17 protein-coding genes, 1 tRNA gene and 1 riboswitch are annotated in these 19179 nt (G+C 71.1%); of the genes, 8 read left to right on the top strand and 10 right to left on the bottom strand.

Annotation, left to right across the window (positions count from 1 at the left end):
* Position 1 precedes the first annotated feature (1 nt).
* Together OG787_RS25585 and OG787_RS25590 are read left to right on the top strand one after the other, a co-directional pair.
* The gene (locus tag OG787_RS25585; protein ID WP_405536491.1) at positions 2-310 is read left to right on the top strand and encodes an SCO5918 family protein; all 309 of its coding nucleotides are present in this window, start codon (positions 2-4) and stop codon (positions 308-310) included.
* Positions 311-1003: 693 nt separating this feature from the next.
* On the top strand, positions 1004-1342 hold the full coding sequence (locus OG787_RS25590; RefSeq protein WP_369037238.1) for a MerR family transcriptional regulator: 339 nt from the start codon (positions 1004-1006) through the stop codon (positions 1340-1342).
* Between the two features lie 35 nt (positions 1343-1377).
* Here the strand turns inward: OG787_RS25590 and OG787_RS25595 are convergent, their stop codons facing one another.
* From OG787_RS25595 to OG787_RS25620, 6 genes are all read right to left on the bottom strand, one after another.
* On the bottom strand, positions 1378-1470 hold the full coding sequence (locus tag OG787_RS25595; protein ID WP_405540587.1) for a hypothetical protein: 93 nt from the start codon (positions 1468-1470) through the stop codon (positions 1378-1380).
* Positions 1467-1628 (bottom strand): hypothetical protein, encoded by a 162-nt coding sequence (locus tag OG787_RS25600; RefSeq protein WP_405540826.1) that lies wholly within the window; start codon positions 1626-1628, stop codon positions 1467-1469. The genes OG787_RS25595 and OG787_RS25600 overlap by 4 nt, the downstream gene beginning before the upstream one ends.
* A gap of 32 nt (positions 1629-1660) precedes the next feature.
* Positions 1661-2152, bottom strand: a complete 492-nt coding sequence (locus OG787_RS25605) for a hypothetical protein (RefSeq protein ID WP_405536492.1) — start codon at positions 2150-2152, stop codon at positions 1661-1663.
* Between the two features lie 104 nt (positions 2153-2256).
* On the bottom strand, positions 2257-3192 hold the full coding sequence (locus OG787_RS25610; protein WP_405536493.1) for a YihY/virulence factor BrkB family protein: 936 nt from the start codon (positions 3190-3192) through the stop codon (positions 2257-2259).
* Between the two features lie 60 nt (positions 3193-3252).
* Positions 3253-3903: a GTP cyclohydrolase II gene (ribA, locus tag OG787_RS25615; protein ID WP_369037234.1), complete on the bottom strand. Its 651-nt coding sequence runs from the start codon at positions 3901-3903 to the stop codon at positions 3253-3255.
* Between the two features lie 141 nt (positions 3904-4044).
* Positions 4045-4569 (bottom strand): MarR family winged helix-turn-helix transcriptional regulator, encoded by a 525-nt coding sequence (locus OG787_RS25620; RefSeq protein ID WP_369037233.1) that lies wholly within the window; start codon positions 4567-4569, stop codon positions 4045-4047.
* Between the two features lie 107 nt (positions 4570-4676).
* On the opposite strand from OG787_RS25620, the gene OG787_RS25625 reads away from it, so the two are divergent.
* From OG787_RS25625 to OG787_RS25645, 5 genes are all read left to right on the top strand, one after another.
* Positions 4677-5816 carry a dihydrofolate reductase family protein gene (locus OG787_RS25625; RefSeq protein ID WP_405536494.1) on the top strand — a complete coding sequence of 380 codons (1140 nt, stop codon included), beginning with the start codon at positions 4677-4679 and terminating at the stop codon, positions 5814-5816.
* A 67-nt stretch (positions 5817-5883) separates the two neighbouring features.
* Positions 5884-5957 (top strand) — tRNA-Met (locus OG787_RS25630).
* A gap of 207 nt (positions 5958-6164) precedes the next feature.
* Positions 6165-7283 (top strand): PP2C family protein-serine/threonine phosphatase, encoded by a 1119-nt coding sequence (locus OG787_RS25635; protein WP_405536495.1) that lies wholly within the window; start codon positions 6165-6167, stop codon positions 7281-7283.
* A 271-nt stretch (positions 7284-7554) separates the two neighbouring features.
* A riboswitch (cyclic di-AMP (ydaO/yuaA leader) is annotated at positions 7555-7712 on the top strand.
* 11 nt (positions 7713-7723) lie between these two features.
* Positions 7724-8794 carry a M23 family metallopeptidase gene (locus tag OG787_RS25640; protein WP_405536496.1) on the top strand — a complete coding sequence of 357 codons (1071 nt, stop codon included), beginning with the start codon at positions 7724-7726 and terminating at the stop codon, positions 8792-8794.
* A 115-nt stretch (positions 8795-8909) separates the two neighbouring features.
* Positions 8910-9875, top strand: a complete 966-nt coding sequence (locus OG787_RS25645; protein ID WP_369037229.1) for an aldo/keto reductase — start codon at positions 8910-8912, stop codon at positions 9873-9875.
* 726 nt (positions 9876-10601) lie between these two features.
* On the opposite strand, the gene OG787_RS25650 is transcribed toward OG787_RS25645, so the two are convergent.
* From OG787_RS25650 to OG787_RS25665, 4 genes are all read right to left on the bottom strand, one after another.
* Positions 10602-11981: a PrsW family glutamic-type intramembrane protease gene (locus tag OG787_RS25650; RefSeq protein ID WP_405536497.1), complete on the bottom strand. Its 1380-nt coding sequence runs from the start codon at positions 11979-11981 to the stop codon at positions 10602-10604.
* A gap of 96 nt (positions 11982-12077) precedes the next feature.
* A complete protein-coding gene (trmB, locus tag OG787_RS25655) occupies positions 12078-12833 on the bottom strand; it encodes a tRNA (guanosine(46)-N7)-methyltransferase TrmB (protein ID WP_405536498.1) in 756 nt (251 codons plus the stop codon).
* A gap of 216 nt (positions 12834-13049) precedes the next feature.
* Entirely contained in the window at positions 13050-14258 is a 1209-nt protein-coding gene (lhgO, locus tag OG787_RS25660; protein WP_405536499.1) for an L-2-hydroxyglutarate oxidase, read from the bottom strand.
* A 191-nt stretch (positions 14259-14449) separates the two neighbouring features.
* On the bottom strand, positions 14450-15874 hold the full coding sequence (locus OG787_RS25665; protein WP_235477049.1) for an MFS transporter: 1425 nt from the start codon (positions 15872-15874) through the stop codon (positions 14450-14452).
* 881 nt (positions 15875-16755) lie between these two features.
* Between OG787_RS25665 and OG787_RS25670 the strand changes: the two genes are divergently transcribed.
* The gene (locus OG787_RS25670; protein ID WP_369037921.1) at positions 16756-18924 is read left to right on the top strand and encodes an asparagine synthase-related protein; all 2169 of its coding nucleotides are present in this window, start codon (positions 16756-16758) and stop codon (positions 18922-18924) included.
* Positions 18925-19179: the final 255 nt, after the last annotated feature.

A 19179-nucleotide genomic window follows, 5' to 3' on the forward strand; every position in this document is an offset into this window, starting at 1 on the left:
CATGCGCTGTGTCATCGCACGCTTCCCCTTCGACCTGACCAAGAGCGGCGTGCTGGAGTCGATGAAGGGTGTCAAGCCCGAGCCGATCACCGGCGAGTCCGTGATCATCGGACGACGCCACTACCCCGTCAAGCAGGTCGGCCAGGTCGTCACCCGCCAGGACCCCCGCGATTTCAGCGCCGGGGAAGTCGTGCGGGCCATGGCCAGGCTCGGCTTCACCTGCGGCACCGTGCCCGAGGCCGCCCCCGTGCGTGACGACAGCCCGTTCGAGCGGGCTTCCGCGCTGCTCGGCACCCCCGTGTCCGTCTGACCGACCGGATCGGCGCGAGCCGAACAGCATCCGAACAGCAGTGAGGGCCCGACCGGCACACGCCGGTCGGGCCCTCACTGCGTGCGCAGCTGGCCGAGGTGATTACCTCATCGCCAAGTCCACCAAAATCTATTCTTGCCAGAGTAGACATTGGGAACTCGGGTGGTTACTGTTTCTCTCGTAGCCGAGATCGAGCGAGGCCCGACAGACACGAACTGCCGGGCAGCAGTACACGCATGACGGTGCGGTGGTGGAGTTTCGAAGCCTGGTGGTTGCACAACGGCGACGGGACTGGCGACCGGACCGGGTGGCCCGCGGTGATCAGGGGCCGTCGTGAGCAGGACCGCGGTTGACGCGGTGGCAGTACCAGCAGTTCGCAGTACAGCAGTACAAGCAGTACGTACGCAGTTTCCGTTCGACGAGTGATTGCTTCAGAGGGAAGAACGGAGGAGTCGAGCGCCATCAGGATCGCCCGGGCCGAAGAGCTGGACCCGGGTACCGCAGGACATCGTTAGGCAGGTGGTCTCCGGTCATACATCCGCGATCCCCGCACCCCGTCGGTTTGCCCGGCGGCTGTGCGGAAACATAGGGCCGGTGCAGCAGTAGGGCCGGCAGATGGTGTTTGGTAGTTCCTTCGGGGCCTTGGTGCCGTACGGCACCAAGGCCCCTCGACGCGTTCCACAGAGAGGTGAGATGACAGCAGACGAGTCGCTGGGCCGTCTCGACGACGACGACTACCCCGCCTACACGATGGGCCGGGCCGCCGAGATGCTCGGCACCACTCCCGGTTTCCTCCGGTCCCTCGGCGAAGCAAGGCTGATCACGCCACTGCGCTCCGAGGGTGGACACCGCCGCTACTCGCGCTATCAACTGCGTATCGCGGCCCGTGCGCGTGAACTCGTCGACCGCGGCACCCCGATCGAGGCGGCATGCCGGATCATCATCCTCGAAGACCAGCTTGAGGAAGCCCAGCGCATCAACGCCGAGTACCGCCGCGCCGAGGGATCGTCCCATCCTCCGGCTGAGTCCTGAAGCGGGCGGGCCCGCCGGGAGCGATCACCGGAGGCTCAGCCCGGCCAGGTGCCCGTCAAGCTCCGGACGGCCGTGGCGCCGCCGCGGTCGACGGCTGCCTTGACGCCGGCGAGGATCGCGCCCTTCAGGACGGCCGCCGGCCGGACCTCGCGCCGGCCGCAGTGCTCGCCCGTGGAGCCGGTGGAGTCGGGGAGTCGGGGGCATACTCCTCGTGCGCGAGCCGGTGTCCGGTCTTCTCGACGACCGCGTAGGCCCGGACGCCGCCGTCGAGGGCGCCCATGGCCATGCCGACCGGCTTGCACGCGGTCGTCGGGGCTCTCAGCGGTGCTTCCTCGACCGTCGGATGAGCAGCAGCGCCACCACCGCGCCGGCGGCGAGCAGCGGGGCGCGGTTGGCGCGGGCCGCCTGCATCCCCTGGCCTGCCTTCTCGCGTACCGGTTCCGGGGCCTTGTCCCGGGCCAGTTCGGCGACGTGTGCGGCCTTGTCGCGGACTTGCCCGGTGGCTGTGGCGGCCTTCTCCCGGACCTGCTCGGTCGCCGCCGCGGCCTTGGCGCGTACCGGCTCGGGGGTTCTGTCCTGTACTGCGTGGGCCGCCTGTGCGGCCTTGTCCCGGAGTTGGGTCGTGAGCTGGGTGGTCTTCTCGGTGGCCTGTTGCCTGACGGTCGCCGACCTCTCCTGGGCCCGGGTCTTCTCCTCGGGCGCCTCGGCGGTGTCGTCGGGGGTCTCGGGGGTCGCCTCCACCCGTATACGCAGTTCCTCCAGGGAAGGCGTCGCCGTCCCGTCGTCCGGCTGGGGCTTGTCCTCGGTCATCGCTGTGCCCTCTCGTTGGTCGCGGCCGCATCGACCCTGACGCTGTCCACGGTCCGTTCGGGCGCCGCCGGGGAATCCCTGGCTCATCAGCGCGGTGACGGTCGTCAGGACACGGGTGCGTTCAGCGGATCGGGGGTGCGAGTACCCCCGTATCCCCGCCTCACCCCGCCGCGTTGGCGGGTCAGTTCCGCGTCGCACTCCAGGCCCAGCAGGATCGCCAGATTGGTGATCCAGAGCCAGATCAGGAAGATGATCACGCCGGCGAAGGTGCCGTAAGTCCTGTTGTACGAGGCGAAGTTCGCCAGGTACACCGCGAAGCCTCCGGAGGCGGCCATCCAGATCGCCAGTGCCAGGAAGCTGCCCGGTGTGATCCAGCGGAAGCCGCGGCCCTTCGGGTGCGGGGCCGCCCAGTACAGGATCGCGATCATGACCGTGACCACCACCGCGAGCCCCGGCCACTTCGCGACCGACCACACCGCGAGGGCCGTGTCGCCGAACCCCAGTGCGGTGCCTACCTGTTGGGCCAGGTCGCCGGTGAACACGACGGTCACCGCGCTGACCACGGCCAGGACCATCAGAGCCAGCGTCACGCCGACACGGACCGGGAGTACCTTCCACACCGGACGGCCCTTCGGGACGTCGTAGATCGTGTCGGCGATCCTGATGAACGCGGCGACATAGCCCGAGGCCGACCACACCGCGACAAGCAGGCTGAAGGCCGCCATGGCCGAGCCGATTCCCGTGGTGCCCTCCATCTGCGACACCGCGTCGTGCAGGACCTCCCGGGCCGAACCCGGGGCCAGGCTCTGGATGTTGTCCAGCACCCGTTGCGACGCCGACCGGCCCATGAGCCCGAGCACGGAGACCAGCAGCATCAGCGCCGGGAACAGCGCCAGGATGCCGTAGTAGGTCAACGCCGCGGCACGGTCGGCCAGTTCGTCCTTGCCGAACTCCTTCGCGGTCCCTTTCAGCACCGCCCACCAGGAGGGCCCGGCCTCGGGCGTCCCGTCGTGCCCGTCGTATCCGTGCTGCTTCAGCATCCGTGGCATTCCGTACGGATATCCGCCTGAGCGGCAGTCATACCCGTACGCCGGCGGCTGTCAGCCCACGCTCAACTCCGCGACCCCGCCCAACTCGCCCAGCGGCAGCGTGTGTTGGGTCTGTAGGACCTTCGCGCGGAGGTAGCGGACGTTCGCCGGAGTGGTGAACACGCCTGTGGGGACACGGTCCTGGACGTCCATGCCCAGGGCGCGGAGCTGGTTCGCCTTGTCCGGGTTGTTGGAGAGGAGGTCCAGCGACCTGATGTCCAGGGCCTGGAGCATCTGGGCCGCCGCCGTGTAGTCGCGGGCGTCCTCCGGGAGGCCCAGCGCGGCGTTCGCTGCGTAGGTGTCGAGGCCCTCGTCCTGGAGGGCGTACGCGTCGAGCTTGTTGTAGAGGCCGATGCCCCGGCCCTCCTGGCGGAGGTAGAGCAGCACGCCGCCGTGCTCGGCTATGCGCTCGACCGCCTCGCGCAGCTGTGGGCCGCAGTCGCAGCGGGCCGAGCCGAAGACGTCGCCCGTGAGGCACTCGGAGTGCAGCCGGACCAGCGGGGTGGTGCCGGGCGCCGGTTCGCCGAGGACCATCGCCACGTGCTCCAGGCCGTCGGCCAGGCCGTGGAAGGTGACCAGTTCGGTGTCGACGCTGTAGCCGTCGTGGAAGCGCAGCGGCACCCGGACGCGGGAGCGCTGGGTGGCGGCGGGGAAGTCGGGCATGCGGGTCTCCCGGGTGGTTCTTGGTCCTCTGGTCCTCTGATCCTCAGAGAACCGATCTGCTTCAGTTTTGAAGCATATCCTCACTCGAATGGTGACCCTACCTCATGTTTCAAAGTTAAAGCAATGAGTTTCCGGTGTGGCTCACGACCCGCACGACGGCGCCGACCGGCGCAGCCACGGCAACCCCTCCGGCGACGGCGCCGACTCCGTCCCGTCCCCCTGGAGCGCCCGCTCCACGCCCGCGCAGATCTCCTCCAGCTGGCCCACCTGCTCGGGAGTCAGATGGTCGAAGAGGGACGCGCGGACCGTGGCGACATGCCCCGGCGCGGTGCGCTCCAGCACCGCCATGCCCTCGTCGGTCAGCGCGGCGACGGTCCCCCGCTTGTCCCACTTGCAGGCCTCACGCCGTACATGGCCGTCCTTCTCCAGCCGTGCCACCGCATACGTCAGCCGGCTGCGCGTGATCTTCAGCTTCTCGGCGAGATCGGTCATCCGCAGCCGCCGCTCGGGCGTCTCGGAGAGGTAGGCCAGGATCGTGTAATAGAGGTGCGGCATCCCGGCGTCCTGCTGGAGCTGCCGGTCGAGCGCGTCCTCCAGGAGCAGGGAGGCCCCGACGTACGCGCGCCACGCGCGCTGCTCCTCGGGGGTGAGCCAGCGGGTCGTCATGCGACCAGTGTAGGTTTGTTTAAACTTTGAACCAACCGGTACTGGAAGACGTACTCGAAGAATCGCTCGACGAACCGCTCGAAGCACTACTCGAAGAAAGTGCGCCCATGCCCCTCCCCTACGTCCTGTTGTCCGCCGCCGTCTCCCTCGACGGCCACCTGGACGACACCGGCCCCGATCGGCTGCTGCTCTCCAGCCCCGCCGACTTCGACCGGGTCGACGAGGTACGGGCGTCCAGCGACGCGATCCTCATCGGCGCCGGCACCATCCGCGCCGACAACCCCCGCCTGCTGGTCAACTCGCCCGAGCGGCGGGCCGCGCGAGTGGCGGCCGGGAAGCCGGAGTATCCCCTCAAGGTGACCGTCAGCGGCTCGGGGGAGCTGGACCCGGCCGCCAACTTCTGGCACACGGGCGGCGAGAAGGTCGTCTACACGACGGAGAAGGGTGCCGAGCGGGCCGGGCGCGCGGGTCTCCCCGTCGGTGTGGACGTCGTCTCCCTGGGCCCGGGACCCCTCGACTGGCGAGCCCTTCTCGAACACCTGCACGACATTCGCGGCGTGCGGCGCCTCATGGTCGAGGGCGGCGGCACCGTCCACACCCAGCTCCTCCAGCAGGGCCTCGCCGACGAACTCCAGCTCGTCCTCGCACCCCTCTTCGTCGGCGACCCCGACGCCCCCCGGCTCTTCGGCCCCGGCGCCTACCAGGGCGGCCGGCTCCGGCTCGTGGAGACGCGGCGGATCGAGGACGTCGTGCTCATGCGGTACGAGCCCACCGCGCCCGGCACCGGCCCGCTCCCCGTCGCCGCCGACCGGCACTGGCTTGCACTGGCGTGCGAACTGGCCGAGCTGTGTCCGCCCTCGCGCACGGCGTTCAGCGTCGGCGCGGTGATCGTGGCCGCCGACGGTACGGAGCTGGCGCGCGGGCACTCCCGGGAGGGCGGCGATCTTGTCGTGCACGCCGAGGAGGCGGCCCTCGCCAAGCTCGACCCGGCCGACCCCCGGCTCCCGACGGCCACCGTCTACAGCAGCCTCGAACCCTGTGCCCGCCGCGCCTCCCGCCCCGCGCCCTGCGCCCGGCTGATCCTCGACGCGGGCGTCCGCCGGGTGGTGACCGCCTGGCGTGAGCCGGACACCTTCGTGGTCGCGGCCGACGGAAACGCCCTGCTCACGGGCGAGGGCGTCGAGGTCGTCGTCCTCCCCGAGTACGAGGAGCGGGCCAAGGCCCCCAACGCCCACCTGCCCGACTGACGATCAAGCGTGGTGATCAAACGTGGTGATGAGGGTCCCGCAGATGGCGTATAGTTGTGTTCAGCGGCGCGGGGTGGAGCAGCTCGGTAGCTCGCTGGGCTCATAACCCAGAGGTCGCAGGTTCAAATCCTGTCCCCGCTACTGAAGGCCCAGGGCCGGAAACCAAGAAATTGGTTTCCGGCCCTGAGTCGTTTCCGGGACCGTCCTCTTTCTTCCTCCTCCTCCTTCTTCGTCCGCCCCCACTCTTCTTCTTAGCCCGGTCGGTCCACCCCGCTCGCTCTCCCCGGCCGCTCCCGAAAACCTGGACCGACGGGACGGGTGATCGGCGGGAAGCGGGAGACGAGACGAGTGGCGCGGTCGGGAGAGCCGGGATCGCCGGACGAGGCGCTGGTGGTCTCCCGGGTGCGGACCCTCGTCCGCGTCCTGCCCGCGATCCTGATCGTCACCGGGATCATCTACGACGTCGCCACCCCGCGCGCCTTCACCGCGGTCCCCTTCTTCACGGCCGCCCCCCTCATCGCCGCCCCGCTCTCCTCGCTGCGCACCACGACGGTCACCGGCGCCGCCGCGCTCCTTGCCGAGTTCCTGGTCCACCTCCGCTTCGGGTTCTCCCTGGACGCCGACACGATCACCGAGACGATCACCGTGGCCACGGTCGCCGTCCTGGCCGTCGTCATCAACCGGGTCGTACGCAGGGGCGACCGCCGCCTCGCCACCGCCCACGAGATCGCCGAGGCCGCGCAACGCGCCGTACTGCCCGAACCGGACGCCCGCATCGGCGGCTTCGAGATCGCCGCCCGGTACGAGGCCGCCCAGGCGGGTGCCTTCATCGGCGGCGACCTGTACGCCGTGCAGGACACCCCGTACGGCCTGCGGCTCGTCCTCGGGGACGTGCGGGGCAAGGGGATGGGGGCCGTGGCGGCCGTCGCCGTCGTCATCGGGGCGTTCCGGGAGGCCGCCGAGCAGGAGGCGACCCTGGAGGCGGTCGCCCAGCGGCTGGAGCGGGCCCTCGCCCGTGAGGGCGCCCGGCGGGGCGGTCTGGAGGCCAGTGAGGGCTTCGCCACCGCCGTACTCGCCGAACTCCCGCACGGCGACGGGATCGTACGCGTGGTCAACCGCGGTCACCCCCCGCCCCTGCTCCTCGACACCGACGGCACCCTGCGCGTCCTCACCCCGGCCGAACCCGCGCTGCCGCTCGGTATGGGCGACCTCGGCGGCGGGCCCGACCGCGCCGAGACGACGCCCTTTCCCGGCGGCGCGATCCTGCTCCTGCACACCGACGGGCTGTCCGAGGCCCGCGACGGACACGGCGTCTTCTTCGACCCGGCCGACCGGCTCGCGGGCCGGGTCTTCCGCGCCCCGGCCACTCTCCTCGCCGCCCTCGCCGACGAGGTGCGCCGGCACTCGGGCGGCGGCACGACGGACGACATGGCGCTGCTCGCCGTACGCCGTCCCATCAGCTCTTAGGGCTCTTCCTGGTGCTCTCACGTTCTCGAATTCTCATCGGTTGTCACCAAGGGTGAGTGAACGATCCCGCTCCGCATAACATCTGACACACAGTCAAAACTCAGCAGTCACTTAGAACACGGCCAACTCGCCCGATTTTCACCGGTGGTGACCCGGAACGTCCTCGGGAAAAGCGTTAACGATCAACGGGAACAGCTTGGAATACGGGGCCCTGGTCTATTAACGTTCGATAACGCAGCGCGGTCGTCCCAGCCGTCACAAGAGTCGGCTCCGTGCGCACGCGCCGAATCCCGCAAGGGAACCGGGGAACCACCAACTTGGGGTGAATCGCTCGTCCGCCGCCGTGGCGACACGGCAGGTATACGCGCGTAGGAGACCTTCCTGCTCCGAACCCGTCAGCTAACCCGGTAGGCGAGAAGGAAGGAAAGGAGCACGCCCACGTGGCGTCAAACCCGGCCGCCCCAGAGGCCCCGTTCGTACCGAGTCAGCGCAGCAGCGAGACCGAGGACGGGAAGATCCCGACCTTCGGCTTCGGCAGCCGTCGCACCGACGAGGGCCCCTGGGAGGAGTGGAATCCCAGCGCGGACACCACTCGTCCGGTTCGCGGCCGGCACCGCGTCGGCAAGCAGCGCGGCGGCGGAGGACTTGCCCGCAGCTCCACCGTTCTCGGCGTCGGCGTCATAGCCGCTGTCGGCGGGGCCGGCATGGCCACCGCGCAGACCGGCAAGCCGCCGGTCTCCATCTCCATCCCCGACCTGCCGTCCGTCGGCTCGCCCTTCGCGGGCGACGACGACTCGGACGCCGAGCCCCAGGGCTCCCCCAACGCGCTCAGCAGCGTCGGGGTCACCTCCGAGGAGACCGAGCAGGGCACCAGCGACGCGGGTGAGGCCCTGCGCGCCCGCATCATCCTCCAGGCCGAGCAGCAGAAGGACCAGGCCGAGGCCAAGGTCCAGCAGGCCGCCCAGGACGCCGCCGCGAAGAAGGCCGCCGCCGAGGCCGCCCAGGTGAAGCGCGAGGCCGCCGCGAAGGCCGCCGCCGCGAAGAAGAAGGCGGCAGAGGAAGCCGCGGCGAAGCTGGAGGCCGCGCGGCTCGCCGAGCTGGCCAAGCAGTACACGCTGCCCACCTCCTCGTACACGATCACCTCGACGTTCGGCCAGGCCGGCTCGCTGTGGTCCTCCGGCTACCACACCGGCCTCGACTTCGCTGCTCCCACCGGTACCCCGCTCAAGGCGGTCCACACCGGCACGATCACCGAGGCGGGCTGGAGCGGCTCGTACGGCTACCGCACGATCCTCACCCTCGAGGACGGCACCGAGATCTGGTACGCCCACCAGTCCTCGATCAACGTCAGCGTCGGCCAGAAGGTCAACACGGGTGACGTGATCGGCCGCGTCGGCGCCACCGGCAACGTCACCGGGGCCCACCTTCACATGGAGGTCCACACCAGCAGCTCGGACACCGCGGGGATCGACCCGATGGCGTGGCTGCGGAGCATGGGCCTCAACCCGTAAGCCGTACGTTGCTAGATTCCGACTGACTCTGGCTGATTCCGACTGATTCCGGCGTTCACGCGATGTTCGTGAACAGCCGGAATCAGTGCGTCCGGGGCGGGCGTTGACGTTGAGCATGACTGCTACGGCTCTTCGCAAGCTCGGATCATCGGACCTAGAGGTCTTCCCGCTCGCCCTCGGCGGCAACGTCTTCGGCTGGACCGCCGACGAGAAGGCGTCCTTCGAGGTGCTCGACGCCTACGCCGCCGCCGGCGGCAACTTCCTCGACACCGCCGACTCCTACTCGGCCTGGATCGACGGCAACCAGGGCGGCGAGTCCGAGACCATCATCGGCAAGTGGATCAAGTCGCGCGGCAACCGCGCGGACATCGTCGTCGCGACGAAGGTCAGCCAGCATCCCGACTTCCCCGGCCTCTCGGGCGCCAACATCAAGGCCGCCGCCGACGCCTCGCTCCGCCGCCTCGACACCGACTACATCGACCTCTACTTCACGCACTTCGACCGGCCCGAGGTGCCCGTCGAGGAGATCATCGGCGCCCTCGACGAACTCGTCACCGCGGGCAAGGTGCGGCACATCGCCGTCTCCAACATCTCGCCGGAACGGCTCCAGGACTCCCTGGACTTCTCCGACCGCGAGGGCCTGGCCAAGTACGTGGCCATCCAGCCGCACTACAACCTGGTCTCCCGCGACACGTACGAGGGTGCGCGACAGGACATCGCCTCCCGTACGGGCCTCGCCGCCGTCCCGTACTTCGCGCTGGCCTCCGGCTTCCTCACCGGCAAGTACCGGCCCGGTGCGACGGTCGACGGCGCGCGTGCGGCGGCCGGCGCCGGCAAGCACGGGGAGACGGAACGCGGCCGCAGGATCCTGGCCGCCCTGGACGAGGTCGCCGAGGCCCGCGGGGTGGCCGTCGCCACGGTCGCCCTGGCCTGGCTCACCGCCCAGCCGACGGTCACGGCCCCGATCGCCTCCGCCCGCACGGCGGAGCAACTTCCGCCACTGGTCGCGCTGGCAGAACTGGAACTGACGGAGACGGAGGTTGCGGGTCTTACGGCGGCTTCGGCTTCGGTTTCGGCTTGAGCGGCGTGTGATGGCTGACGCGCGGCGACTGGCCGTTGACGGCTGGTGGCTGGTGGCTGGTGGCTGGTGGCTGGTGGTTGACGGCTGACGCGTGACGGTTGGGGTCTGTCGTGTGGGGCGCGGCGGCTTTGGGGGTGCCCTCGTCTGCGGGTGGGGGCGCGGGGCTGGCTGAGTGGCGGAGGTGGGCGTCGGGGTGGGCACCGGCCTGTGGTGGGGCGGGTCTTGATGGCGGGGGCCCGTCCCGTGGGTCGCGTCGGCCTGGGAGTCCGGCGTACCCGGCTGTTGTGCGTGGCTGGGTGCGCGGTGGGGGAGGGCGTCGGGTGGTTCCGGCCTGTGGTGGGGCGGGTCTTGATGGCGGGCGCCCGCCGCGTGGGTCGCGCCGGCTTGGGGGTGTGGCGTGCCCGGCTGCTGCGTGTGGCTCGGTGCGCGGCGGGGGAGGGCGTCGGGGTGGCTTCGGGCTGTGGTGGGGTGGGGCCCGTCGTGTGGGGTGGGGCGGCTTGGGGCGCTGTGTATCCGGCTGCTGTGTGCGGCTGGGGGCACGGTAGGAGAGAGCGTCGGGGTGCCCCGCTCTGCGGCCGGAGCGTGGCCTGTCGCTCGGATCGCGTCGGCCCCCCGTCCGTCGGTCGGGGGTGTGGTGCCTGCGGCCGGCCGGCCGCACGGCGGGGACGGGGGCGGGGCGGCGTCGTCCCCGCCCCCGTGGCCCGCGTGTGATCTGGACGGCAGGGTCTAGGAGCGGTACGGGTTGTACGTCGCCGGGTACGGGGTCGTCGGTCCGTACCCCTGCTGGCCGTACGGCTGGTGCGTGTACGGCTGCTGGGCGTACGGCTGTTGCCCGTACGTCGGCCAGATGACCGGCGGTGGTACCAGTACCGGGGCCGGGGCGATGGTGCGGGCCGCGTGGTCCAGGGCCGGGCGGGCCACCGCCCTGCGTTCCCACAGGGCGCCCAGCAGTTCCTGCTCCCGGACGACGAAGTCGGCGCGCGCCCGGCCGAGGCGCCCCCGGTGGCGCAGGAACGCCAGCGAGGTGGCGTACGCCTCGTACTGCGCCACCGCACGCGCCGCGGGCCGGCCCAGATGGTGGCGGGCGTACTCCCGGGCGAGGCGGCGGGCGCGCATCGAGCCGAGGGCGTACGGCTCGGCCGGGGCCAGCCAGCCGGCCTGCGCGTACGCCGGCAACTCGGCGCGGACGGTGCGCAGCTCGCGCTGTCGGGTCCAGATGACCAGCCAGGTCAGCAGTCCGAACGCGGGCACCATGAACGCGGCGTACACCGCGAAGAACCCGTACTGCCCGAAGGACGACGAGCCGTTCCAGAGGGCGTGCATGCTCATCGCGAGCAGCAGCCCGGACAGCGGCAGCAGCACCCGGCGGACGTGCTGGCGCTCGCCCGACAGCGCGGAGATCCCGAAACCGATGCCGGTGAGGACCGTGAACAGGGGGTGCGCGAACGGCGACATGACGATGCGCACGAAGAAGGTCGCCGCGGTGACCGAGGCGATACCGCTGTCCCCGGTCAGCTGGTCGGTGCCGAAGGCGGTGCCGAGATAGAGGATGTTCTCGGTGAAGGCGAAGCCGGTCGCGGTCACCCCGGCGATGACGACCCCGTCGACGATCCCGGTGAAGTCGCGCCGCCGGAAGAGAAAGATGAGCAGTACGGCGGCTGCCTTGGCCGACTCCTCGACGATGGGCGCTATGACGGTCGCGCCGAGGGTGTCCGCGCTGGACGGGTCGGCGGTGGCGGTCGCTATCCATCTCGTCGCGAAGCTGTTGGCGACGATCGCTATCAGGGCCGCCGCGCAGGCGCCCCAGGCGAACGAGAAGACCAGGTTCCGCCAGGGCCCCGGCTCGACCCGGTCCAGCCACCGGAACGCGGCCACGAGCAACGGCACGGGGAACACGGCGAGCCCGAGCCCGACCAGGAACCCCTCGGTGCCGGTCTGTTCGCGGACGAGGGCGAGGATGACGAGCCCGGAGAGCGCGAGCAGGCTGCTCAGGGCGCCGTACCGCACCCACTTCCGCTGCCACCAGTGAGCGTGCCGCAGCGTCCCGCCGACGGGGCCGTCGGTGGGGCCGCTGGGGTGCGTCGGGTACGGGGGAAAGGTGGCCACGGCATTGACCCTAACGGCCGGTGCGTTACGAGCGCTGGGGCTCGTGGTTCTACGAGCACTGGGGCTCGTGCTCTGCGAGTTGCTGGGGCTCGTGCTCTACGAGTGCTGTACGCGGCGGAACAGCAGGTCGTTCACGACATGTCCCTTCTCCAGTCCCTGGCCCTCGAAACGGGTCAGCGGCCGGAACTCCGGACGTGGCGCGTAACCGCCCCCGGGCAGGGTGTTCTCGAACTCCGGGTGCGCGTCCAGCACTTCGAGCATCTGCTCGGCGTACGGCTCCCAGTCGGTGGCGCAGTGCACGAGCGCGCCGGCGCGCAGCCGCGCGGCCACGAGATCGAGGAACTCGGCCTGAATCAGCCGCCGCTTGTGGTGGCGCTTCTTGGGCCAGGGGTCGGGGAAGTAGACGCGCAGGCCGTCGAGGGAGTCGGGGGCGAGCATCTCGCGGAGCAGGATGATGGCGTCCCCGTTGGCGACGCGGATGTTGGTCAGGCCCTGCTGGTCGGCGAGGTTGAGCAGGTTGCCCTGGCCAGGGGTGTGCACGTCGACGGCGAGAACGTTGGTGCCGGGATCGGCGGCGGCCATCTGCGCGGTGGCCTCGCCCATCCCGAACCCGATCTCGAGTACGACGGGCAGGTCGTTCCCGAACAGTTCGTCGAGCCGGAGGGCGTGGCCGTCGATGTCGAGGCCCCACTTGGGCCACAGCCGCCGCAGGGCGTCACCCTGCCCGGCGGTGACCCGGCTGCGACGGGGCTGAAAGCTTCTGATCCGCCGCTCGAAATGCGACCCGGCGGGATCGGCCTGCGGCCCACCGGGAAACCTGGGGGTGCCCTTGGGGCGAGAAGAGTCAGACACAGTGACCCCAATTTACTCGCCCCCGCCGCCCCTACCCATTCCCGTCCCCTGGGGGCTGCCGCCCCCAGACCCCCGCTGTCGGCCTGAACGGCCTCGTCCTCAAACGCCGGACGGGCTGGTAGTCAGCCCCTCCGGCGTTTGAGGAGCGGGGGTTCGGGGGCGGAGCCCCCGAGGATGGGACGGGTAGGGGCGGCGGGGGCGAAGAAAAGTCCCGTCTCACCCGCCCAGCACGGCCAACGCCCGCCGAGCCACCTCCCGCCCGATCGGCAGCGACGCCGTAGCCGCAGGTGACGGCGCGTTCAGCACATGTACCGCCCGCGCCCCCTCCCTGATCAAGAAGTCATCCACCAGCGTCCCGTCCCGCAGCACCGCCTGCGCCCGAACCCCCGCCGCCGCAGGCACCAGATCCCCCTCCGACACCACCGGCAACAACCTCCGCACCGCCCGCGCGAACGCCCTCTTCGACACCGACCGCCGCAGCTCCCCACCCCCGTACCGCCAGTGCCGAGCCGCTATCCGCCACGTCCCGGGCCACGCCACCGTCGCCCCCAGCTCCCGCACCCGCACGGTCCCCCACCCGTACCCCTCCCGCGCCAGCGCCGGCACGGCATTGGGCCCGATGTGGACACCCCCGTCGATCCCCCGCGTCAGATGCACCCCGAGGAACGGGAACGCCGGATCCGGCACCGGATACACCAGCCCCCGCACCAGCTCGGGCCGCGCCAGCGTGAAGTACTCGCCCCGGAACGGCACGATCCGCATCCCGGGATCGTCACCGGTCAGCCGCGCCATCTCGTCGCAGTACAGCCCGGCGCAGTTGACGAGCACCCGCCCCCGCACGACCTCGCCGCCCCCGGGCCCCGCCGTCCGCACGGCCACCCCGAGATCCGGCCGCCGGTCGACGCGGACGACCCGGGCGCCGTACCGGATCTCCGCCCCCGAGGACTCGGCCAGCTGCCGGGCGACCGCGACGTAGTCGCAGATCCCCGTCGTCCCCACGTGTATGCCGGCGAGGCCGCGCACCTCCGGCTCGTACTCCCCGATCTGGGCGGGCCCCAGTTCCCGTACCGGAATGCCGTTCTCCCGGCCGCGCTGGACGAGGGCGTGCAGCCGGGGCAGTTCGTCCCGCTCCGTCGCGACGATCAGCTTGCCGGTGACGGCGTGCGGGATGCCGTACTCCGCGCAGAACTTGACCATCTCGGCGGCGCCCCGCACCGCGTACCGCGCCTTGAACGACCCCGGCCGGTAGTAGATCCCGCTGTGGATGACACCGCTGTTGCGCCCCGTCTGGTGCCGGGCCGGCCCCGACTCCTTCTCCAGCACCGTCACGCGCGTACCCGGCGCGGCACGCGTGATCGCATACGCCGTCGACAGCCCGACGATCCCCCCACCGACCACGAGCACATCACAGTCGTACGCCACCATCGGCACCACCTCCCACCCCGATAGTGCACTGCACCACTGACAGTCACTTCAAACACAGGGCGAGCGGACCCACCTCAGGGGCGCGGGGCTGTGTCCGATATGCGGCTCCGCCGCGTGGGCGCGACCAGCCACACACAGCCCGCACCCCCAAGATCACCGAAACCAGGCAGACGGGAAAGGACCCGAACCCCCTACGCCGGAGTCATCAACAACGGCCGAGCCCGCTCCCGCAACTCCACCACCCGGGGTTCATCCCCGTACGGCTCCAACCGATGCAGAAGATCCTTCACGTACTCGGTGGTGCGCGCCGAGGAAATGCGCCCCGCAACCTCCACCGCCCGCACCCCCTGCTCGCACGCCGCATCGAGATTGCCCGACTCGAGCTCGGCGACCGCCGAGACGACGAGCCGCAGCCCGTGCGAGCGCACGAACTCCTCCGTCGGCTTCGACAGCGCCTGCTCCGTGAAACGGCGGACCTGACGCGGTGCCTTCAGATCGCGGTAGCACTCGGCGGCGTCGGCGGCGAAACGGTCGTACGAGTAGAAGCCGAGCCAGGACGGGTCGTTGTCGCCGTCGCGGGCCCGCTCCAGCCACCCCTCCGCGGAGCGCAGCGCCGCGCCGGCCGCGTGGGCGTCACTCGCGCGCGCGTGGGCCCGTGCCTCGACCAGCCGGAAGAAACTCATCGTGCGGGCCGTCGCGAGGCCCCTGTTGCGCTCCAGGGCGGCCTGCGCGAGGTCGACGCCCTCGTCGCCGAAGCCCCGGTAGGTCGCCTGCAACGACATCGAGGCCAGGACGTAGCCCCCCAGCGGTACGTCCGCCGCTGCCCGCGCCAGCCGCAGCGCCTGGATGTAGTACCGCTGCGCCGCCTCCTGTTGACCCGTGTCGAAGGCCATCCACCCGGCGAGGCGCGTGAGTTCGGCGGACGCCCCGAACAGGGCGCGTCCCACCTCGTCCGAGTACGAACCCAGCAGCAGAGGCGCCGCCTCCACCCGCAGGCACTCGGGCACCATGGACGAACGCCAGTCGCCGCCGCCGTACTTGGAGTCCCAGCGCCGGGCGTCCTCCGCGGCCTCCCGCAGTTTCTGCACATCGCTGTGGCCGACTTTCAGCGGTGCCCCGGAGCCCTCGGAGGGGCTCGCGTCGCGTGCCACCGAGCTGTCGGCCGGGGTTATCAGCCACCGTGAGGCAGGCGTTGCGTATGCGCTCACTGCGAACGATCCGGCGAGCGACTGCCAGATGCCGCCGGAGCCGGCGCGGCGGCCGGCGAGGTCGAGACGGTAGAGGTCGGTGGCGGAGCGGACCGCCTGTCCGACGTCCCGGGGGAAGGCGAGGCCCACCTCGGGTGCGGGATCCGCGTCCGCCAGGCCGATCTCGTGCAGCGGCACGGGACGGCCGAGCTTCTGGCCGATGGCGGCCGCGATGAGGTGCGGCGCGGCGCCCTGCGGCACCATGCCCTTCGACACCCAGCGCGCCACCGACGTCTTGTCGTAGCGAAGAGTCAACCCGCGTTGAGCGCCAAGGTCGTTGACGCGACGCGCGAGTCCTGCGTTGCTGATTCCCGCGAGGGCGAGAACGGCGCCGAGTTTGTCGTTCGGCCCGCGTTGCTCCCTGGACATGCGCCACCCCTCGACACAGACGGCTGCCACGCTGGCATAACCATGCGGCATTCGTAAACCCAGCGTAGTTCGCCGCATCCCAAGCGTTAAGAGGCATTGTTCCGGATGGCGGGATTGTGGTCCGTACGGAAGTTCTGGGGATGTACGCACCGTTGCGACGTGCCCCCGCTGTGTGGCCGTGCGCCCGCCCGTGCGCTCTTCTCCGGCCATGCCCGGAGCCGCTTCCATGGATCCTGCGTGGGTCGGCCCGCTGTACTGGATCCAGTGGGCTGGGGGACACCGCCGCCTACATCCCCGCGGGCGGCGGACCGGTCCGGGAGGCGAACTCCGCCTCCCGGACTGTGCGTGTGCTCTGCGCTCCGCAGAGCCTGTACGGAGCGTGCGCGAGCCTGTCCCCGCTTCGCCAACTTGGCCGAAAATCGACCCCGTTCTCCCGGGCCGATTACCCCTCCCACCATGGAAATTGAGGGCGCGTGGGGCGTCTTGGGGGAGCGTAACGGGGGCGCATTCAGGTCGCGACGTCGGGGGCGAACTCCCTGGTCGACGGGTGTCGACGGGTGTCGACGGGTGGCGACGGGTCGTGAACTTCCCGTCGGGGTCGGGTGATCACCAATGTCCCCGTACCAATATCCCCGCGCCGAAGCCGCCCGATCCCCTCATCGCCCCCTCATCGGAATTCCTTGATCCAAACCTTGAAGTCCCTTGAACCACGCGTGCGTTCGCAGCCGCGCGGGCATGTTCCAGGGGGTGCACAGGAGTTCGCAGGGGCGCACTTCGGGGAGCGCGAGCGGCTCTGCCGTCCCTCTCAGGCGCTTCCTTCATGGCAGCATGGTGCCGAGTTCGTACGGTGCACTGGTTGTCCACAGCCTGTGGAGGCGTCGATGCGGTGGTTGGTGGGATGGAGCAGCACCGCAGCTGTGGCCGCCAAATACGCGACCGGGCCTGCGGGCTACGCGGCCGACGGAGTCGGGAACGGCACCGGGGTCGGAGCCGGATACGCGGCGGGCGCGACCGGCTACGACGGTGAGACGGTCCACCCGGTCGGCTCCCAACTCCTGTGGGGAGACCCCGATCCGCTCTGGGCGGTCGGCGACTGGCGTCCCGACGAGGTCCGCGTCGTGCGGGCCGACGAACAGACGCGCATAGCGGTGCTCGGCACCTGCGGCGCCACCGACGAACAACTCCGGGTGGCCCTGTTCGCCGCGCGCGGAGGGGCACTTCGTCATCTGACGGCCTGGCCGGGCAGCTACACGGCCATCGTCCAGGTGGGGCGTCGGCTCATGGTCTGCGGCGATCTGGCGGGCGCGCGCCCGGTGTTCTACACCCCCTGGGCGGGCGGCACGGCCTATGCGACGGCGGCCCTCCCCCTCGCCGACCTCATCGAGGCCAACCTCGACTTCGGTCACCTCGCCGCTCTCCTGGCCGCCCCCGACGTACCGGCCGCGTTGCACGACTCGACTCCTTACGACGGCGTGCGGCGCATTCCGCCGGGGCATGCGCTGATCCTGCGTGCCGGGGCGCGTGAGATCGCCGGGTACGAGCCGGTGGCCTCCCTCGCGGTCGCGGCGGCCTCCGTGGACCCCGACAGCGCGGTCGACGGCGTACGGGACGCGCTGGTCGAGGCGGTACGCGCCCGGCTGTCCGCCCCTCGCCATGTGCCCGACGCCAACATGGACCCCGGTCCGGTGCCCGGGATGGGCCCGGCGGAACGGCGTGCCGCGCGCGGGATGCCCGTACCGGGGATAGGAGCGGACCTCTCCGGCGGCCCGGCCTCAGGAACTCTGGCCCTCCTCGCGGCGGGCCTCCCGGGCATGCCCGGGACGGTCCTCGGACACGGCACGGGCGCGGGGGAGCGGCTGCTGGCGGTGACCTTCAACGACCTGGCGGTGGGCGGACGCGAGGCGGAACTGGAGCGGGCGGGGACGCTGGCGGCGAACCCGCGCCTGCACCACGTGGTGGTGACAGGCGAAGAGGACGTCCTGCCGTACGCCGACCTGGAGGGCCCGTTGACGGACGAACCGGGCCCGAGCCTGGTGACGGCGGCCAGGCACAGGGCGAGATTGGCCTCGGGCAGCGCGGACCACTTCACGGGCTACGGCGCCCGCCAGGTCCTGGACGCTCACCCCGCCCGGCTCGCCGACCTCCTCATGGACCGCAAACGACGCCACCTGGTCAGGCCGGTGGCCGCGCTCGCGAAGGCCGACGGCTCGGTGATGGTCCCCGCGCGCGTGTACGGCGCCGCCCGCAAGCTCGCCCGCACGCCCTACAAGGCAGGCATAGAGAACCTCGCCGACCGCCTGATGCAGCGCCGCTTCGACGAGCCGGGGGGCGCGGTCGGGGCCTCACTGGCAGCGCTCACCTGGGCCAGACCGGGCCCTGCCGCGCGCTGGCTGACCGGCGAGGCGCTGGCTGAAGTATCGGTTCGCCTGAACTGGGCGACGGACCGGGCGGGCGCCGGCGTCGGCCCCGGCCAACGCCCCGGAGACTTCCGCGCGCGGGCGGCACTGGCCCGCCAGGCGGCGGACGTACGGGTCCTGGAACAGGCGGCGGAGATCCGCTTCCAGCGGCTGCACACCCCGTTCCTGGACAACCAGGTGGTGCGAGCCTGCCGAGCCCTCCCGGAGGCTCTACGGGTCCAGCCAGGCGCCAGGGCATCCATCCTCCGTACGGTCCTGGAAGGCGCCGGCGTGGCGGACCTGCCCCCCGGCTGGGGCGCACCGTCGCACGCATCGGCCGCAGCGGCGTCGCGAACGGGCCTGCGGGTGTCGGTGGACCACCTGATGACCCTGTTCGACACACCGCTGCTGGCGGAGGCGGGCCTGGTGGAGGCAAGGGTGGTCCGCAAGGCCCTGCGCGCCGCCGCAGAGGGCGAACCCCTCCCCCTGGACGGCCTCGCGGACCTGGTCTCCCTGGAGGTCTGGCTACGCCGCCTCCTCTCCCGCCGAGGCACCTGCTGGACCGGCACCCCGGCCCGCCAACGAGCCGTACCGGCGGGAATCACCCCCCAAAGGGGGGCGTTGGGAGCGGGCGCGGGAGCCCACAGAGGGTGAGCCCGCCAAGCTTTCCTTCGCCCCCGCCGCCCCTACCCGTCCCATCCTCGGGGACTCCGCCCCCGAACCCCCTTGTCCTCAAACGCCGGACGGGCTGACTACCCAGCCCGTCCGGCATTTGAGGACGAGGCCGTTCAGGCCGATGTCCCACCCCCGCCCCCAGTCACATCCAGCCCGTCCGGCGTTTGAGGACGAGCACGTTCAGCCCATTGCTCCCCACCCACCCCGCCGCACCACCCACTCAGCCTCTCCGGT

Origin of the sequence: Streptomyces sp. NBC_00075 (genome assembly GCF_045041225.1) — a bacterium.
Lineage (GTDB): Bacteria > Actinomycetota > Actinomycetes > Streptomycetales > Streptomycetaceae > Streptomyces > Streptomyces adonidis.

Excerpts from the sequence above, each read along its gene's own strand:
- OG787_RS25645 (WP_369037229.1), top strand. The coding sequence starts at position 8,910 with ATGACTGCTACGGCTCTTCGCAAGCTCGGATCATCGGACCTAGAGGTC.
- OG787_RS25670 (WP_369037921.1), top strand. The coding sequence starts at position 16,756 with ATGCGGTGGTTGGTGGGATGGAGCAGCACCGCAGCTGTGGCCGCCAAA.
- OG787_RS25665 (WP_235477049.1), bottom strand. The coding sequence starts at position 15,874 with ATGTCCAGGGAGCAACGCGGGCCGAACGACAAACTCGGCGCCGTTCTC.
- ribA (WP_369037234.1), bottom strand. The coding sequence starts at position 3,903 with ATGCCCGACTTCCCCGCCGCCACCCAGCGCTCCCGCGTCCGGGTGCCG.
- OG787_RS25620 (WP_369037233.1), bottom strand. The coding sequence starts at position 4,569 with ATGACGACCCGCTGGCTCACCCCCGAGGAGCAGCGCGCGTGGCGCGCG.
- lhgO (WP_405536499.1), bottom strand. The coding sequence starts at position 14,258 with ATGGTGGCGTACGACTGTGATGTGCTCGTGGTCGGTGGGGGGATCGTC.
- OG787_RS25610 (WP_405536493.1), bottom strand. The coding sequence starts at position 3,192 with ATGCTGAAGCAGCACGGATACGACGGGCACGACGGGACGCCCGAGGCC.
- OG787_RS25605 (WP_405536492.1), bottom strand. The coding sequence starts at position 2,152 with ATGACCGAGGACAAGCCCCAGCCGGACGACGGGACGGCGACGCCTTCC.
- OG787_RS25625 (WP_405536494.1), top strand. The coding sequence starts at position 4,677 with ATGCCCCTCCCCTACGTCCTGTTGTCCGCCGCCGTCTCCCTCGACGGC.
- OG787_RS25600 (WP_405540826.1), bottom strand. The coding sequence starts at position 1,628 with ATGGCCATGGGCGCCCTCGACGGCGGCGTCCGGGCCTACGCGGTCGTC.
- OG787_RS25585 (WP_405536491.1), top strand. The coding sequence starts at position 2 with ATGCGCTGTGTCATCGCACGCTTCCCCTTCGACCTGACCAAGAGCGGC.
- OG787_RS25590 (WP_369037238.1), top strand. The coding sequence starts at position 1,004 with ATGACAGCAGACGAGTCGCTGGGCCGTCTCGACGACGACGACTACCCC.